Origin of the sequence: Caballeronia sp. ATUFL_F2_KS9A (assembly GCF_023630765.1) — a bacterium.
Taxonomy (GTDB): Bacteria; Pseudomonadota; Gammaproteobacteria; order Burkholderiales; family Burkholderiaceae; genus Caballeronia; species Caballeronia zhejiangensis.
Genome location: NZ_JALQEK010000029.1, coordinates 426,569 through 443,883 on the forward strand (window position 1 = coordinate 426,569; position 17,315 = coordinate 443,883).

At 62.4% G+C, this 17,315-nt stretch carries 15 protein-coding genes; 6 read left to right on the plus strand and 9 right to left on the minus strand.

Annotated features, from left to right (window positions below; all coding sequences use genetic code 11):
* Nucleotides 1-94: 94 nt before the first annotated feature.
* On the minus strand, nt 95-1,036 hold the full coding sequence (gene lhpI / locus NCS67_RS17760) for a bifunctional Delta(1)-pyrroline-2-carboxylate/Delta(1)-piperideine-2-carboxylate reductase (protein ID WP_250435940.1): 942 nt from the start codon (nt 1,034-1,036) through the stop codon (nt 95-97).
* A 231-nt stretch (nt 1,037-1,267) separates the two neighbouring features.
* Here lhpI and ppk2 point away from each other — a divergent pair, with 231 nt between their 5' ends.
* Complete coding sequence (gene ppk2 / locus NCS67_RS17765) at nt 1,268-2,164, plus strand: polyphosphate kinase 2 (RefSeq protein ID WP_008353084.1); 897 nt, start codon at nt 1,268-1,270, stop codon at nt 2,162-2,164.
* Between the two features lie 20 nt (nt 2,165-2,184).
* On the opposite strand, the gene NCS67_RS32025 is transcribed toward ppk2, so the two are convergent.
* From NCS67_RS32025 to NCS67_RS17790, 5 genes are all read right to left on the minus strand, one after another.
* Nucleotides 2,185-2,568, minus strand: a complete 384-nt coding sequence (locus tag NCS67_RS32025) for a hypothetical protein (protein WP_308196618.1) — start codon at nt 2,566-2,568, stop codon at nt 2,185-2,187.
* Nucleotide 2,569: 1 nt separating this feature from the next.
* Nucleotides 2,570-4,069: an efflux transporter outer membrane subunit gene (locus NCS67_RS17775; protein ID WP_033537058.1), complete on the minus strand. Its 1,500-nt coding sequence runs from the start codon at nt 4,067-4,069 to the stop codon at nt 2,570-2,572.
* Between the two features lie 5 nt (nt 4,070-4,074).
* Nucleotides 4,075-7,275: an efflux RND transporter permease subunit gene (locus tag NCS67_RS17780; RefSeq protein ID WP_008353078.1), complete on the minus strand. Its 3,201-nt coding sequence runs from the start codon at nt 7,273-7,275 to the stop codon at nt 4,075-4,077.
* A gap of 31 nt (nt 7,276-7,306) precedes the next feature.
* Nucleotides 7,307-8,503: an efflux RND transporter periplasmic adaptor subunit gene (locus NCS67_RS17785; RefSeq protein ID WP_175979449.1), complete on the minus strand. Its 1,197-nt coding sequence runs from the start codon at nt 8,501-8,503 to the stop codon at nt 7,307-7,309.
* An 81-nt stretch (nt 8,504-8,584) separates the two neighbouring features.
* Nucleotides 8,585-9,403: an alpha/beta hydrolase gene (locus tag NCS67_RS17790; RefSeq protein ID WP_008353075.1), complete on the minus strand. Its 819-nt coding sequence runs from the start codon at nt 9,401-9,403 to the stop codon at nt 8,585-8,587.
* A gap of 217 nt (nt 9,404-9,620) precedes the next feature.
* Here NCS67_RS17790 and NCS67_RS17795 point away from each other — a divergent pair, with 217 nt between their 5' ends.
* The 4 genes from NCS67_RS17795 (at nt 9,621) to NCS67_RS17810 (ending at nt 11,944) form a co-directional block, all read left to right on the plus strand.
* Nucleotides 9,621-10,631: a LysR family transcriptional regulator gene (locus NCS67_RS17795; RefSeq protein ID WP_250435942.1), complete on the plus strand. Its 1,011-nt coding sequence runs from the start codon at nt 9,621-9,623 to the stop codon at nt 10,629-10,631.
* A gap of 38 nt (nt 10,632-10,669) precedes the next feature.
* Nucleotides 10,670-11,200, plus strand: a complete 531-nt coding sequence (locus tag NCS67_RS17800; protein WP_008353072.1) for a GNAT family N-acetyltransferase — start codon at nt 10,670-10,672, stop codon at nt 11,198-11,200.
* Between the two features lie 189 nt (nt 11,201-11,389).
* Complete coding sequence (locus tag NCS67_RS17805; protein WP_008353071.1) at nt 11,390-11,761, plus strand: DUF4148 domain-containing protein; 372 nt, start codon at nt 11,390-11,392, stop codon at nt 11,759-11,761.
* A 33-nt stretch (nt 11,762-11,794) separates the two neighbouring features.
* Nucleotides 11,795-11,944: a hypothetical protein gene (locus NCS67_RS17810; RefSeq protein ID WP_239294398.1), complete on the plus strand. Its 150-nt coding sequence runs from the start codon at nt 11,795-11,797 to the stop codon at nt 11,942-11,944.
* Between the two features lie 45 nt (nt 11,945-11,989).
* Here the strand turns inward: NCS67_RS17810 and NCS67_RS17815 are convergent, their stop codons facing one another.
* Nucleotides 11,990-14,512, minus strand: coding sequence for an adenosylcobalamin-dependent ribonucleoside-diphosphate reductase (locus NCS67_RS17815; protein ID WP_250435943.1), 2,523 nt, complete (start codon nt 14,510-14,512; stop codon nt 11,990-11,992).
* Nucleotides 14,513-14,681: 169 nt separating this feature from the next.
* Between NCS67_RS17815 and mobB the strand changes: the two genes are divergently transcribed.
* Nucleotides 14,682-15,206 carry a molybdopterin-guanine dinucleotide biosynthesis protein B gene (gene mobB / locus NCS67_RS17820; protein ID WP_175979574.1) on the plus strand — a complete coding sequence of 175 codons (525 nt, stop codon included), beginning with the start codon at nt 14,682-14,684 and terminating at the stop codon, nt 15,204-15,206.
* Here mobB and NCS67_RS17825 read toward each other — a convergent pair.
* Together NCS67_RS17825 and NCS67_RS17830 are read right to left on the minus strand one after the other, a co-directional pair.
* Nucleotides 15,203-15,403, minus strand: coding sequence for a DUF2783 domain-containing protein (locus NCS67_RS17825; protein WP_175979452.1), 201 nt, complete (start codon nt 15,401-15,403; stop codon nt 15,203-15,205). The genes mobB and NCS67_RS17825 overlap by 4 nt on opposite strands.
* Before the next feature lie 8 nt (nt 15,404-15,411).
* On the minus strand, nt 15,412-17,091 hold the full coding sequence (locus NCS67_RS17830) for an FAD-dependent oxidoreductase (protein WP_175979453.1): 1,680 nt from the start codon (nt 17,089-17,091) through the stop codon (nt 15,412-15,414).
* Nucleotides 17,092-17,315 lie beyond the last annotated feature (224 nt).

Genomic DNA, 17,315 nt, shown 5'->3' on the forward strand with positions numbered 1-17,315 from the left:
TTGGCGCCGTTTGTCATGTGACGCTTATGGCGTCTCTGTCATTAAAGAGACTTACAGCAAGTACCGTTCCAAGCTGGCGTTCCCCTTGCACGGCCTAGCGCGCCGCGATGCTTTCCTCCGACAAAACCGCACGCGCGACGCGACATGCCGCAAGATCCCAAGCCGCGCAGCCGACCGATTTGAACATCACCGGTTGCAATGCATCAACGGCTTTGGACGGCGCCGCGAGCGCGAGCGCCAATGCGTGCACATCGTTCCATTCGACGCCCGCGAGAATGAAATCGCCTGCTTCGTGACGCGCGCCCGCAGGGTCGTCGACGTAAAGCGCGCTTGCATGCACGGTCGCGGCGGCGATCTCGGCGGCATCGGCGGTGAATGCGCCCACGCCGATCACGAGGCGGCCCGCGCGCGCGGGCAACGTATAGACCGGCGTCTTGCTCGTGGTCGCGGCGATGACGACATCGATCGAATCGGGAATCGTGGTCTCGTCGAGCGCGGCAAGCTGCTTCGAAAGCGATGCATGCGCCGCACAGAACTCGCGCGCGCGCCCGGGACGCGAGCCTTGCACGACGATGTGCGCATCGGGATAAATAGCGGCGAGCGCCTCGACGTGATACGCAGCCTGCTTGCCCGTACCGATGACGAGCACCTCGCGCGGCGCGGCATCGTGAAGCGCGCGGATCGCGAGCATCGATACCGCCGCCGTGCGCCGGCCCGTCACCGTCGGGCCATCGAGCATGAATTGCGGCACGCCCGTCATGGCATCGTAGGCGGTCACCTGACCGTGGATCGTCGGCAGGCCGAGCGCGCCGTTGCCCGCGCAAACGTTCACGAGCTTGTGCATCGCGAGATCGGCGGCGCTCGCGGGCATCGACAACATCACGCCGCCTTCGATCGGCACCACCATGCGCTCTGGACTCACGATGCGTCCCGCCGCGTAATCGAGCATCGTCGCGGCGAGGGTGTCGACGAGCCGATCATACGGCACGAGGCGCGCGGTTTGAGCTTCGTCGAAACTATGGATCGTTGCGGTCATCGCGTTCGCTCGCTTGATATGGGGAAGATGAAATCGAACTTCAAAATGCCATCGAAGTGCCGGAACATTCTAACGGCGCGCGACGCCGCGTCATAAAGCAGCGAATCGCTCGCTAGAATGAACGAATCAGCCGCTGTCATGTGACTGCCATCGAATGTCGTCACAATCGGCCGTCCCGCGCCGCGACCGTCATCGCGACGGCGGCAGCCCAAGAACGCCACGGAGCCCCTCATGAACACGACGGAAAAGCAGCGCCGTTTCCACGCCGACATCATCGACAGCTACGACGAAGAGTTCGAGATGGAGATCGACGATCGCTTCCTGGACGGCGAATCGACTTTCTCCGATGAAGAGCGTCAGTTACGCAAGACCTATTTTCGCGAGCTGTTTCGCTTGCAAGGCGAACTCGTGAAGCTGCAGGACTGGGTCGTGCACGAGGGGCATCGGCTCGTGGTGCTGTTCGAGGGACGCGATGCGGCGGGCAAAGGCGGCGCGATCAAGCGCATCACGCAACGGCTGAATCCGCGCGTGTGCCGCGTGGCCGCCCTGCCCGCGCCGAACAATCGCGAGCGCACGCAATGGTATTTCCAGCGCTACGTGTCGCATTTGCCGGCGGCGGGCGAGATCGTGCTGTTCGATCGAAGCTGGTATAACCGCGCGGGCGTCGAGCGCGTGATGAACTTCTGCACGGACGAAGAGTATGAGGAATTCTTTCGCTCGGTTCCCGAGTTCGAGAAGATGCTCGTGCGAAGCGGCATTCAGATCGTGAAGTACTGGTTCTCGATCACCGACGACGAACAGGAAGTGCGCTTCCAGGCGCGTATCGAAGATCCTTTGAAGCAGTGGAAACTGAGCCCGATGGACCTGGAGAGCCGCCGCCGATGGGAGGCCTACACGGCGGCCAAGGAAGTGATGCTTCAGCGCACGCACATTCCCGAAGCGCCGTGGTGGGTCGTGCATGCCGTCGACAAGAAACGTGCGCGCCTGAACTGCATTCATCACTTGCTGAGTCAGGTGCCGTATCACGATGTCGAGCATCCGCCGATCGAACTGCCCGACCGCGTGTTCAATCCCGATTATTTGCGCCAGCCCGTGCCGGATGAGATGTACGTTCCCGAAGTGTATTGAGGTCGATAGCGCGGCGCGCGTCAGCAGCAGTTGTTGCAGGGCAGATGCTTCACGCTCGCGCCATTGCGCTGACGCGAAACCGCATGACGCAGCGCGAACTGATATGCGTGCTGCGAACCTCTCAATACCATCACGAACATTACTTGCGCGAGATTGAAGTCGAGCGTGACCATCAGGCGCGTCAACAGTAGCAGTGGCAACACCACCGCCGGCTGATACAGTTGTTTTGCGATCAAGTCTTTCATCATCGGCTCCCTATCCCATGATTGAAATTCTATGGATTCGAGCCGTGCGGATAAACGCCCCGCAGGTGAAGACATATGTTCCGGGAGGCGAACAATCGAGCTGTCATCGATGCGCGCCCCGAGAAAAAATGGCCCTGCGCGATGCAGGGCCATCTTCATGCTACTTCTGCGCGAGACTCGGCTCGGGCACCGGCGTGGGCTTCGCATCGCCCCAGCCGCCGCCCAGTGCGCGGATCAAATTCACCGTCGATACCGCCTGCGTGCCCCGCAACTGCACCGAGGCGCGCTGCGTCTGCAATACGGTGCGCTCCGCATCGATCACGTCGAGGTAATTCACCGCGCCTTCGGTGTACTGCGTGCGCGACAACTGCGCGGCACGCACCGACGCCTTCACTGCATCGTCCTGCGTCGCGGTCTGATCTTCGAGGATGCGCAGATCCGACAGATTGTCCTCGACCTCGCGGAACGCAACGAGCACCTGCTGACGATAGTTCGCCGAATCCTCTTCATATATCGCGCGCGCATTCGCGAGATTGCCCTTGCGACGGCCGCCATCGAAGATCGGGATATTCAGCGCCGTACCCGCGAACGGCCCGAGCAGGAACGTGCGGCTCGACCACTTGAAGAGATCGCCGAGCGTCGCGGATTCGAAGCCGCCCGAGCCCGTCAACGTGAGCGACGGGAAGAACGCCGCCTTCGCCACGCCGATACGCGCGTTGGCCGCAGCCATCGCGCGTTCCGCCGCCGCGACATCGGGACGACGTTCGAGCAGCGCCGAAGGCAAACCGGGCGGCACGCGCACCGTTACCGGCTTGAGCGGATTCGCGGCCATCGTGAATTCGGCGGGCGACTTGCCGAGCAATACCGCGAGACTATGTTCCGATGCCGCGCGCAGACGTTGCACCGTCATCGCATCCGAACGCGCTGTCGCGAGCTCGGACTTCGCGCGGGCCACGTCGAGTTCGCTGATATCGCCTTCGGTGTAGCGGCGTTGCACGAGCTTCAACGCTTCCTCGCGTAGCTGCACGGTGCGCGTGAAGACATCGCTTTCCGCATCGAGCTCGCGCAGATTGAAGTAGTTCTGCGCGACGTCAGCCTGCAATGCCAACTGCACCGAACGGAACAACGCCTCGCTTTGCTGCGTGTCCGCGTTCGCGGCTTGCACCGAGTTCGACACGCGGCCGAACAGATCGACTTCATACGACACGCTCGCCTGCGCGCGCCACAGCGTTTGCGCAGGCACGTTGCCATCGGCGGGCAGGAACTGCGATGCCGGCGAGAACTTCTCGCGCGTCGGGCCGAAGCCCGCATCGAGCGTCGGGAACAAGCCCGCCCGCGCCGTCTGGTTGATCGCGCGCGCTTCCTTCACGCGCGCGGCCGCCGCCTTCAGGTTCTGGTTCGCGTCCTGCGCCTGCTTTTCCAGATCGTTGAGCGTGGCGTCGTCGAAGATCGTCCACCATTCGCCGCGCATCATCTCTTCGGACGGCTGCGCGGTCTTCCACGTACCCGCTTCCGATGCATCGAGCGTCTTTTGCGGCGTTTCCTTGTAGGCGGACGGCGCATTGACGTCGGGCTTCTCGTAGGTCGGCGCGAGCGAGCAGCCCGCGACCAGCAACAACGACGCCATCAGACTCGATAAAACATGCAGCTTATTCATCATTCCCCTCACTGCGCTTCGACCGAAGCACCAATACCGCGCATCTGCGGATGCGTGCCGTGCTTGTCCGTTACGTGCTCGGTGCGCGAGAGCTTGCGCAGGATCACGTAGAACACCGGCGTCAGCATCAGGCCGAAGAGCGTCACGCCCAACATGCCGAAGAACACCGCCACGCCCATTGCATGACGCATTTCCGAACCCGCGCCCGTCGACAGCACGAGCGGCACCACACCCATGATGAACGCGATGGACGTCATCAGAATCGGGCGCAAACGCAGGCGGCTCGCTTCGATCGCGGCCTGCACGATCGTGCGTCCTTGCATCTCCAGTTCGCGTGCGAACTCGACGATCAGAATCGCGTTCTTCGCCGACAAGCCCACGAGCACCATCAAACCGATCTGCGTGAAGATGTTGTTGTCGCCATCGGTGAGCCATACGCCGACCAGCGCGGACAAAATACTCATCGGCACGATCAGAATGACCGCGAGCGGCAGCGTCAGGCTTTCATACAACGCGGCGAGCACGAGGAACACGAGCAGCACGCTGATCGGGAAGACCCACAGCGCAGCGTTGCCCGCGAGGATCTGCTGATACGTGAGATCGGTCCATTCGAACTTGATCCCGCGCGGCAGCACTTCGGCCGCGATGCGTTCCGCCGCCGCCTGCGCCTGGCCCGATGAATAGCCGGGCGCAGGACCGCCGTTGATATCGGCGGCGGTATAGCCGTTGTAGCGCACGACCATCTCCGGACCATACGTCGGCGTCACCTTCACGAGCGACGACAAGGGCACCATGTCGCCATTCGCGTTACGCGTCTTCAGCAAGCCGATGTCTTCCGGATTCGCGCGGAACGGCGCATCCGCCTGCACGCGCACCTGATACACGCGTCCGAAGCGATTGAAGTCGTTCACGTAGAGCGAGCCGAGATACACCTGCATCGTGTCGAAGACGTCCGTCACCGAGACGCCCAGCTGCTTCGCCTTCACGCGATCCAGATCGACGTTCAATTGCGGCACGTTGATCTGATAGCTCGAGAACGTCGGTCCAAGCTCGGGCGTTTGCGATGCGCGCTTGATGAACGCCTGGGTCGCATCGGCGAGTGCCGCATAGCCGAGCGCGCCGCGATCCTCGAGCTGCATCTTGAAGCCGCCGAGCGTGCCGAGACCGAGCACCGGCGGCGGCGGGAACACGGCGATGAACGAGCCCTTGATGCCCGCGTACTTCTGATTCAGCGCGCCGGCAATCGCGCCTGCGGACAGCGCCTTGTCATGCACGCGCTCCTTGAAGGGCTTCAGCGTGACGAACACGATGCCCGCGCTCGACGAGTTCGTGAAGCCATTCACCGACAAGCCCGGAAACTCCACCGCGCTTTCCACGCCCGGCTGCTTCAGCGCGATATCCGACATCTGACGGATCACGCCTTCCGTGCGATCGAGCGATGCGCCGTTCGGCAACTGCGCGAAGCTGATGAGGTACTCCTTGTCCTGCGCGGGCACGAAGCCGCCCGGCACGATCTTGCCCATCAGCACCGCGCCGCCGAGCAGCACGGCATACACGACCATCATCAATGCCTTGCGGTTGATGACGCTCTTCACGCCCTTGCCGTACGCATCCGAACCGCGATGAAAGACCTTGTTGAAGCCGCGGAAGAAGCCGCCGAACACGCGGTCCATGCCTCGCGTGAGCCAGTCCTTCGGCTCGTCGTGGCCTTTCAGCAGCAGCGCGGCGAGCGCCGGCGACAGCGTCAGCGAGTTGAAGGCCGAGATCACCGTCGAGATGGCGATGGTCATCGCGAACTGCTTGTAGAACTGGCCCGTGAGACCCGACATGAACGCGAGCGGCACGAACACGGCAACGAGCGTCAATGCAATCGCGATGATCGGCCCGCTCACTTCGCGCATCGCCTGATACGTCGCTTCTCTCGCCGATAACCCCGCTTCGATGTTGCGCTCGACGTTCTCGACGACCACGATCGCATCGTCGACGACGATACCGATCGCAAGCACCATCCCGAACAATGACAACGCGTTGATCGAGAATCCGAATGCAAGCAGCAGCGAGAATGTGCCGACGATCGACACCGGCACCGCGAGCAGCGGGATGATCGACGCGCGCCACGTTTGCAGGAACACGATCACGACGAGCACCACCAGCGCGATCGCCTCAGCGAGCGTGTGAATCACGGCTTCGATACTGGAGCGCACGAACTGTGTCGGGTCATAGACGATCTCGTATTCGAGACCCGCGGGCATGTCCGCCTTCAGTTCCTTCATCGTCTTGCGGACTTCGTCGGAAATCTGCAGCGAGTTCGCGCCCGGTTGCTGATTGATTGCGATTGCAACTGCCGACTTGTTGTCGAGCAACGAACGCAGACCATATTCCGATGCAGCCAGCTCGACGCGCGCGACATCGGAGAGATGCGTGACCGCGCCATCGGGCGACGTCTTCAGCACGATGTCGCGAAACTCCGACTCGTTCTGCAAGCGGCCGCGCGCATTCACGTTCAGTTGCAGCGGCACGTTCGGCAGCGTCGGCGATCCGCCGATCACGCCCGCCGCGACCTGCACGTTCTGCTCGCGGATCGCGTTGACGACATCGGTCGCGGTCATGCCGCGCTGCGCGACCTTTTGCGGATCGAGCCACACGCGCATCGAGTAATCGCCCGAGCCCCACAGCTGCACTTCGCCCACGCCCGCGATGCGTTCGAGCCGGTCCTTCACGTTGATCAGCGCGTAATTGCGCAGATACGTCATGTCGTAACGACCGTTGGGCGAATTGAGGTGAACGACCATCGTCAGCGTCGGCGACGATTTGATCGTCGTCACGCCGAGACGCTGCACGTCCTGCGGCAGACGCGGCAATGCCTGGTTCACGCGGTTCTGCACGAGCTGCGTGTTCTTGTCCGGATCGGTGCCGAGCTTGAACGTTACGGTCGTCGTGAGATTGCCGTCGCTGTTCGCTTGCGACTGCATGTAGAGCATGTCCTCGACGCCGTTGATCTGCTCTTCGAGCGGCGAGGCCACGGTCTCCGCGATCACCTTCGGGTTTGCGCCGGGATACTGCGCATGCACGACGACCGAAGGCGGCACGACTTCCGGATATTCGGAGATCGGCAGCTTGAACATCGCGATGACGCCCGCCAACAGCACGACCACCGATAGCACGCCCGCAAAGATCGGGCGATCGATGAAAAATTTGGATATGTTCATGACGAGTTCTGTCTGTTGCGGATGACGCGCATCACTGTGCGGATGCCGTCTTCACGGCGGGCGCTTTGTCGTCGTCATTCATCGCGACGTTGTTGGCCTTGATCACATCGTTGGGACGCACGCGCTGCAGGCCGTTGACGACGATGCGCTCGCCCGGCTGCAAACCCTTCGAGATCACGCGCAGGCCTTCATGCGTCTGACCCAGCGTGACTTCGCGATACTGCACGCGGTTGTCCTTGTCGACGACCATCACGTACTTCTTGTCCTGATCGGTGCCGATCGCTTCGTCTTCCACGAGCACGGCCGGATGCGGCGAGCCGCCGCCGACCTTCACGCGTGCATAGAGCCCGGGCACGAGCGTGCCGTCGGGATTGTTGAAGCGGGCACGCACGCGGATGGTGCCGGACGTCGTATCGAGCCGGTTATCGACGGAATCGACGACGCCTTCGCGCGAATAGCCATCTTCGTTCGCGAGACCGAGCGACACCGGCACCGTGCTGCCCGCATCGCGGCCGAGATAGCGCAGATACGTTTGTTCATCGACATCGAAGGATGCGTAGATCGGCGATACGGAAACAAGCGTCGTGAGCAAAGGCGCATTCGCCCCCGTCGACACGATGTTGCCCACAGTAAGTTCCGCGCGCGACACGCGGCCCGACACTGGCGCGACGATATGCGTGTACGCGAGATTGATCTTCGCGGCTTCGAGCGCAGCCTGCGCGGCCTTCAGGTTGGCGACGGCCTCGCGCGCAGCGTTCTGTTTCTCGTCGTAGTCGCGCTTGGCGATCGCGTTGTCGGCGAGCAGGCGTTCGGCGCGCGCCGCATCCGTCGACGTATAACCATTGCGCGCCTGCGCCGCCGCGAGCTGCGCCTGAGCGCGGTCCACTTCGGCTTCGTAAGGACGCGGATCGATCGTAAAGAGCGCATCGCCCTTCTTCACGAGCTGGCCGTCCTTGAAATGCACCGCGACGATCGTGCCGGGAACGAGCGGACGAATGTCGACGTGATCGACCGCTTCGAGCCTGCCCGAATAGCTTTGCCAGTCGGTGATTGTCTTCGACACGACCGCTGCGACGTCCACTTCCGTTGCAGTCGGGCTGTGCGCGGCGGCTTTGGCTTCGTTGATCGCCGAATCGCCGTGGCCGCGCAAGGCGGTATAACCGCCCGCGCCGGCGACGATCAGCACCGCGCCTAGCGCGGCGTAGATGCGTTTGCGAGTGAATGACATGGTGAAGGCTCCGGTTAGCGTTGAGATTGTTGTTGTGTGATGCGTGGCTGGCGTGCCGAATCTTGCGGTTATCTTTCGCGCTTACTTCGCGCGTGCGAGGCGCTTCCTGAAGAACGCGACGACATCCGCGAGCGCTTCGGGATGCGCGGCGAGCGCCTGATGCGAGGTCTTGCAATGACGCGTGACTTCGGTCGGCACACCCGCTGCGATCAATTCGCCCGCGTATTTCTCGGCCTCGATATGCAGCAGATCGTGCTCGGCGCTCGCGATCATCGCGGGCGGCAATCCGCCCAGACGTCGCGATTCGAGCGGCGCGGCGTACGGATGCAGACGTTGCGACGGATTCGGCAGATACGCGCGATACCACTGCGCGCATTCGCATGCTTCGAAATCGGGGCACAGCACTTTGCGTTCGTCGGCGAGGCGCGTCATGCTCGGGTCGAGCAACGGCGCGAGCAGCGCTTGCGCGGACATGCGAATATCGCCGCGATCGCGCGCGATGGCCGCGACGCAGGTCGCGAGATTGCCGCCCGCGTCATGGCCCACGACGCCGATGCGCTGCGGGTCCGCGCGCTGCGAACGCGCATGCGCGACGGCCCATTGCGCGGCGCGATAGCCGTCTTCGGGCGCGGCGGGAAACGGAAACTTCGGCGCGAGCGAATAGCCGACAGACACGACCCACGCGGGCGTATCGCGCGCGATCGTCGCTGCTGCGATATCCGCGTCGTCGAGTCCGCCGCGAATGAATCCGCCGCCGTGGAAGTAAAGAACGATGGGCAGGATCGTGCCGTCCGATGCGGGACGATAGCTGCGCAGCGTGATCGGCTGCGCGTGTCCCGTGATGTGCACATCTTCGATGCACAAGCGCGGACTCGACTCCAGATCCAACAGTGTTGCCATGGTTATTCTCGGTGCGAGGCCCATGCTGCAAGGCCTTCACGCATAAGTTGCGATGCTGCGAATTCTGGAGGCCGCGCCTTTTTTAATAAATGCCTATAATCCGGCAACACAATTCGGTCGCACCGAACAATCGTGGTTATCCCTCGCGATTGTTCTTCCGTCATTCTTTAGCGCGCGCTTAAATAGTTGCATCGCTAAGTAAAGAAGGTGAGAGAACATGGATCGGCTTCAGGCAATGCAGGTCTTCACTCGCGTCGTCGACACCAACAGCTTTTCCCGCGCAGCGGACACGCTCAATCTGCCGCGCGCCTCGGTCACGACGATCATCCAGAATCTGGAAGCGCATCTGAACGTGCGGCTGCTTCAGCGCACGACGCGCAGGCTCAATCTCACGCCGGACGGCGCAGCGTATTACGAGCGCTGCGTACGCATCCTCGCGGACATCGAAGAAGCGGAAGGCTCGTTTTCGAACAACGGGAAAGGCCCGCACGGCAAGTTGCGCGTGGACATGCCCGGCGCGATCGGGCGGCTCATCGTGATGCCGCAGCTATGCGATTTCCACACGCGCTATCCGGAAGTCGAACTGATGATGGGCTTCGGCGACAAGCCGGTCGATCTGATTCAGGAAGGCGTCGATTGCGTGATTCGCGTGGGCACGCTGCAGGATTCGAGTCTCGTCGCGCGCCGCATCGGCGTGTTTCAGGGCGTGACGGTGGCCGCGCCCCAATATCTGGAACGCAACGGCACGCCGAAAACCATCGACGATTTGCAGAATCACACGGCGGTGAATTATTTTTCGAGCCGCACGGGCCGCATCACGGACATGGATTTCGTCGTCGACGATGAAACCATCGAAGTGAAGATGCGCGGCATGATCGCGGTGAACGACGCCGAAGCGTATCTGAGCTGCGGCCTGAAGGGCGTCGGCATCATCCAGGTGCCGCGCTTCATGGCGCTGCCGCATCTGCGCGCGGGCGAGCTCATCGAAGTGCTGCCGCAATGGAATCCGCTGCCGATGCCTATTTCCGCGGTGTATCCGCATAACCGGCATCTGTCGCCGAAGGTGCGCGTGTTCGTCGACTGGGCCGCGGAGTTGTTCGAGCGCTGCCCGTTGCTGCAAGGTCAGAAGGATGCAGAGGAACGCTGCCTGCCGACGAGCACGCCGTCGCCGACCATCGTGCGGCATGGCACGCCGGAAGTCGCGGGCACCGAGGACATAGTTGCATAGCTAAGCATCTGCCGAGAGGCGGCCACGGAAAACAAATCATGAACAATGAGATTACCGTGCGCCGCCTCGGCGCGAATGAAGTCACGCGGTATATCGAAGCGCTGGCGGACGTGCTCATCGATTGCGTCGAAGGCGGTGCGTCGGTCAGTTTCATGTTGCCTATTTCGCGCGCGACCGCCGTCGAATTCTGGACGCGCGTCGCCAATGGCGTCGTGCGCAACGAACGCATCCTGCTCGTTGCAGAGAGCGCGGACGGGCATGTGCTCGGCACGGTGCAGGTCGTCATCGATCAGCCGGAAAATCAGCCGCATCGCGCCGATATCGCGAAGATGCTCGTCGCGCGCCGCGCGCGACGCCGTGGCATTGCACAGCATCTGATGAGCGCCGCCGACGATGCCGCGCGTGCAGCCGGCAAGTCCGTTCTCGTGCTCGATACCGTCACCGGCGGCGATGCAGAACGTCTCTACCAACGCGCCGGATGGCAGCGTGTCGGCGTCGTGCCGAACTACGCCTTGATGCCCGACGGCACGCTCTGCGGGACTACGTTCTTCCATAAGCAGCTTGCCTAGCGCGCCCTGCAAACGCCCACGCATCAAGCCTCTGCGCGATTATTCGCCGAAATCGATAAATCTATTCGCTGATACGGCATTTATCCGCCGGTATCGCGCGGCTACATTCAATCCCAACGCAGCACGCTCAACGCCGAATGCAATCCGCATTTGCCCGCACGCTGCATCGGAATGAAAGGAGTCGCAAGCATGAAACAACTCATCACGGGGTTTTCTCTCGCAGCCATCTCCGCCGTCGTCACGACGACCGCTTTCGCGGAGAGCGGCCAGGGCATCGGCCACGCAGGCACATATCAGGTTCAGACGCAAACTCAGGCCAATGCGAGCGATACGCCCAAGACACGAGCGCAAGTGCGTGCCGAACTCGCGGCCGCGTACTCGAACGGCTCGTTGCCGGCATTGAATCGCAACACGTATCCGGATCGCAGCATGTGGGGCGATGCCATCGCCGCGCAAAGCGATCAACGCGCACGCGATGCGGCGCAAGCGGAAGCGCGCAATCGCGGGATCGTCGAATACGCCAATGGCTCGGCGACGCAAGGCAACGTGATCGCGCGTTGATTGCGCGATCGGCAAAAGAATCAAGAGGTCGTCATGTTCGAAAACACGTCGCTCGATCAGTTCTCGCTTCTCGACGAACTGCCAACGCTCACGCCGGTGTGGCATCCGTTCACGCAGCACAGCGCGCATGAACCGGGCGTTGCACAAGATACGAAGCAGGACAGCACTGAACGCTCGCATTGAGCGTGACAGGAAGGCGCGGACGAATGCCCGCGCCTTTTTTTCAACTCAACCGCACGCGCCGATTTCGCCGCATGCCGTGCAGAAGTCGCAGCCGTCCTTGCGGATCACTGCATTGGCGCCGCATGTCGCACATTTACGGCCGTGCATCAGGGGCAGGCTATGTGGATCGATTTCGCCTTGCGCGGCACCTTCGGATATGTCATCGCGTTCATCGGCTACAGCTACCGGATGCGGCGCGCGATCGGCGCCCTTGCGCGCAAGCACGCGCGACGGTACCTGGTTGCCTTCTGCATCGAGAAAACCGCGTCGATGAAGAATCTGCTGGATCGCATACGCTAGCGCGGCCACTTCCGAATCGTGCCAGCGCGGACTGCGATGTCCGTCGAGCCTTTCGACATCGCCGAGACGCACTTGTCCGCGATCCCACGACACTTTACGCATGTCCTGAAGCGTGCGCGCCGCGAAGCCGCCGCGCGCGGCCAGCGAGATCGAACGCATCGTCGCCGTGATCCATTGCTGTGATTCGTCGCGCTGCCCGGTGGGAATGAAGAACTCGATGGGCCGTTCGATCGTCACGTCCTCGCCGCCGATGCGCCCCGTCACTTCGATGAACGACACCGCCAGATAGAGCGACTTCTTGCCCGCCTGCGTCAGATACTCGACCTTCTCGATGATCGCAGGCAGCTCTCCTTTGGGCCGATGATCGATCGCGATGCGCAACGGATCGAGATCGAGCTCGGGGTCCGGCGAATCGCTCGGCGTTTCCGCAGGCGCGACGGACAGCACCGCGCCCAGCGTCTCGTTGGGCCGATACGTTGCAAGCCCTTTCAAGCCGCGCCGCCACGCTTCGAAATAGAGATCCTGAAACTTGTCGAACGGATAATCGGCGGGCACATTGACGGTCTTCGAGATCGACGTATCGACGAAAGGCTGCACCGCCGCCATCATTTCCATGTGATCGTGCGCGGACATGTCCAGCGCGCTCACGAAGTAGTCGGGCAACGCATTCACATCGCCGCCCATCTCGCGATACAGCCGGTATGCGTGATCTTCGACAGCGAAGGTCTGACGCGAACCGTCGGCCATGCGCTTCGTGCGCTGATACGTCCACGAGAACGCGGGCTCGATGCCATTCGATGCGTTGTCCGCGAACGCGAGGCTCACGGTGCCTGTCGGCGCGATCGAAAGCAGATGGCTGTTGCGAATGCCGTGCTCGCGAATCGCACGCTTGATGTCGTCCGGCAAGCGCGAGGCGAACGTGCCCTCTTGCAGATAATGCTTCGCATCGAAAAGCGGAAACTTGCCGCGCTCCTTCGCGAGCTCGACGGATGCGCGATATGCTTCGTCGCGCATCGTGCGTGCGACGCGCGTAGCGAAATCGCGGCCTTCCTGCGCGTCATAGCGCAAACCGAGCATCACGAGCGTATCGCCGAGGCCCGTAAAGCCCACGCCGATGCGCCGCTTCGCCGCCGCTTCGCGCGCCTGTTCTTCGAGCGGCCAGAGCGTGACGTCGAGCACGTCGTCGAGAAAACGCACTTGGGTGCGCGTCGTGCGCGCGAGGCCGTCCCAGTCGAACGACGGCGCGCCGCCACGGATCTGCGCAAACGGATCGTGCACGAAGCGCGTGAGATTGAGCGGGCCGAGATTGCAGCAACCGTATGCGGGCAGCGGCTGCTCGCCGCATGGATTGGTCGCGCGGATCGACTCGATCGCGCGCAGGTTGTTGTCATCGTTCATGCGCGACATGAACACGACGCCCGGCTCCGCGACATCGTAGGTCGAGCGCATGATCGTGTTCCACACTTCGCGCGCCTGCACTTCGCGATAGACCCACAAGCCATCATCGCGCTGATGCATGTCCGCGGCTGCGCGTTGCGCGGGCGATGGCTCGGCCTTGTGCACGAGCTGCCACGACGCGTCGTCGGCGACGGCCTGCATGAACTCGTCCGTCACCGCGATCGATACGTTGAAATTGTTCCAGCGCCCTTTCGTGTGCTTCGCCGCGATGAATTCGAGCAGATCGGGATGCGTGCAGTCGAGAATGCCCATTTGCGCACCGCGCCGCGCGCCGGCGCTTTCGACCGTGCGGCACGATGCATCGAATACATCCATGTAGCTGCATGGGCCTGACGCCGCCGATCCGGTTGAATGCACACGCGCGCCTCGCGGACGTATGGCGGAAAAGTTATAGCCGACGCCGCCGCCGCGACGCATCGTCTCGGCCGCTTGCAACAGCGCGACGTAGATGCCCGGCAAGCCGTTGCTATCGACGCCCTGTATCGCATCGCCGACCGGCTGCACGAAACAGTTGATGAGGGTCGCATCGATGCCCGCGCCCGCCGCGCTCATGATGCGCCCCGCGCCTAGCGCGCCGCGCTTGAAGTTATCGACGAACTCCGCTTCGATCTTCGCGCGCGTTTCTTCAGGCTCGGCCCGCGCGACACCGCGCGCCACGCGGCGATAAATATCGTCGACGCGAGTCTCGTCGCCCTTGGCGTATTTTTCGAGCATCACGTCGATGGAAAACTGCTGCGGTGCGATAGCGGTGCTGGGATTGTCTTCGGCCATGTCGGTTCCTTGAATCACTGAGGCGGCAGGCGTCGGGGTCGGAAACCCGCTATGCGCCGACGCGTTCCGCCGCAAAGGCAATGCCCGACGATAGCGCGATTTCTCCCCGCTCGCCATCGAGCCGTTAAACTCGCTTGATCGAAACCAGAACAATCAGCCGACCATTCGCATGAACTCGCGTCATCCGCCGCTCTTCGGCATCTCGGGCCGCTCGGGCCAAGGCAAGACCACGTTGATCGAAGCGCTTCTGCCGTGGCTGCGCGCACGCGGCGTCACCGTCAACGTCATCAAGCACAGTCATCATTCGATCGAGCTCGAACCGCCCGGCAAGGACAGCGCGCGCTTTCGTCGCGCGGGCGCGGGAGAAGTGTTGATCGCATCGCCGTACCGCTATGCGATCGTGCGCGAGTTGAATGGCGACGCAGAGCCGCCGCTGAGCGAACTGGCCGCGCGACTCAGTGACGCGGACCTCGTGATCGTCGAAGGATTCGCGCGCGAAACAATGCCGCGCCTCGAAGTCGTGCGGCCCTCGGCGGGCCGCGATCCGCTTTACAAGAGCGATGTGAAGATAGTTGCAATCGCAACCGATGATGCCGCCGCCCTCGATTCAAACTTGCCGAAGCTCGATCTGAACGACATCGCGAGCATCGGCGCGTTCATTTGCGAGCGCATGGGCATCGCGCTGAACGACTAGTTCGCGGCGAGGCCCTGACGCGCCACGGCGAGCGCTTCTTTCAACACTTCGTTATCGCCGATGTGATTCGCGAGCAGCAACACGAGCTTCGCGTTGAGCATGTGGCTGGCTTCGTCGGAGAGGCCGTTGTGCGTGTCGATGAGGCGCTCGTAGAACGCATCGTGATCGGCGATATTCAGTTCGAGATTGAGCTTCATACGATTCATCATCCGTTGCAGGTTGCACGCTTGACCGCAGCCGTCACCGATGCGGCATCGAAGGCACGCCAGCGCGCGCATACGTGCTGATCGGGACGCAGCAGATAGAACGTGCCGGGACGCGCGTCGAAGCGATGCGCGACCATGCCTTCCACATCTTCCACGACCGTCACGCCGGGCACGGTACACATCATGCCTCGCGGCACGACGACGAGCGCATGAACCGGAAGCCGCCCGTTCGACAAAGCAGCCAGGCTTTGCGCGCAGACTTCCGGGCCGTGTCCGAGCCCGCAGAAATAGATGCCCGTGAATGCGCTGCCGTGCGTCTGCGGCAACAGCCATGCGTCGCGGTCATCGACGCGCACGGGCGCATCGACGCACGGGGCGCCGGGAATCATCGCGCAATTGAAGGCGTCGCCTTCCTTGTCGGGCGTATTGAGTGTCGAGTCGCGCAGCACCGCGGGCACCGAGAGCCGTCCACTGTTCGCCATGCGTCTTGCGAACGCGCAGTCCCTCGCGAGATTGAGCGTCGCATCGCGAAAGAGCCTCGAAACCGCGCTCTTCGGCGTGATGAAGTCGGTGGCGCGCGTCGAGTTGAGGATGTTTTCGTCGGCGGCGTATTCGCGCTCGGATGCGTAGGTGTCGAGCAGCGTATGCGGCGCATCGCCGTTCACGACCAGCTTCAGTTTCCAAGCGAGATTGTCCGCATCCTGCACGCCGCTGTTGGCGCCGCGCGCACCGAACGGCGACACGCCATGCGCGGAATCGCCCGCGAAGATGATGCGTCCGTGCCTGAAGTCGTCCATACGCAAACAGGAGAACGTGTAGACGCTCACCCATTCGAGTTCGAATTCGGCGTCTTCGCCAAGCAACGCCTTCACGCGCGGAATCACACGCTCGGGCTCTTTTTCCGCGACCGGGTCCGCGTCCCAGCCGAGCTGAAAATCGATGCGCCATACATTGTCCGGCTGACGATGCAGCAGCACCGACTGATTGCGATGGAACGGCGGATCGAACCAGAACCAGCGTTCGGTCGGGAACGGCGCCTTCATCTTCACGTCGGCGATCAGGAAGCGGTCCTTGAACGTGCGGCCGTGGCTGTCCAGACCGAGAAGCTTGCGCATCGCGCTGCGAGAACCATCGGCGGCCACCACGTAGCGCGCCTTGAGCGGATACGCGCCATCCGGCGTTTCGACTTGCAGCTCGACGTGATCCTCGTGCTGCGTCACGCCGGTCACGTTGCTCTTCCAGCGCAGTTGCAATGGCTCCAGTTGCATCGCGCGTTCGGCGAGAAAGCCTTCGACGTAGTACTGCTGCAGGTTGATGAACGCGGGTCGCGAATGGCCGGTTTCCGGCAGAAGATTGAACGTGTAGACAAGCTCGTCCTGCAGAAAAACCTTGCCGACATTCCAGCTCACGCCCTTCTCGATCATCCTGTCGCCGCAGCCCAGACGATCGAAGATTTCCAGCGTGCGCTTGGCGAAGCAGATCGCGCGCGAGCCGCTCGACACGGTGTCGTCGTTATCGAGCAGCACGGTACGCACGCCCTGCTGCGCGAGATCGATGGCCGTGGCCAGTCCGACCGGACCTGCGCCGACTATCGCAACGGGATAAGGCGACGACGCGGGCGCATCGTGATCGGGCGCGCGTTCATATTCGAAGCGCAGAGAGGCGTAGTTCACGGACATTCGGTCGTCTCCATCGTCGAGTCGCTTTCGTCTGACAGGACTCGGTCGGCTCGGGCGCGAATCGCTTCGCTTTCGGTTAGTTGTTCATCATTGTACAAGCCGTTTTACAGTGTTGAATTTAGGTTTACCCGAATGCCACGGACGAGCGCTTGCATCCGCTTACGGTTTCTTCAAGGTACGCCCGTTCACGGGAATGCGGCGTGCAAACGCAGCAAAGCCCATAT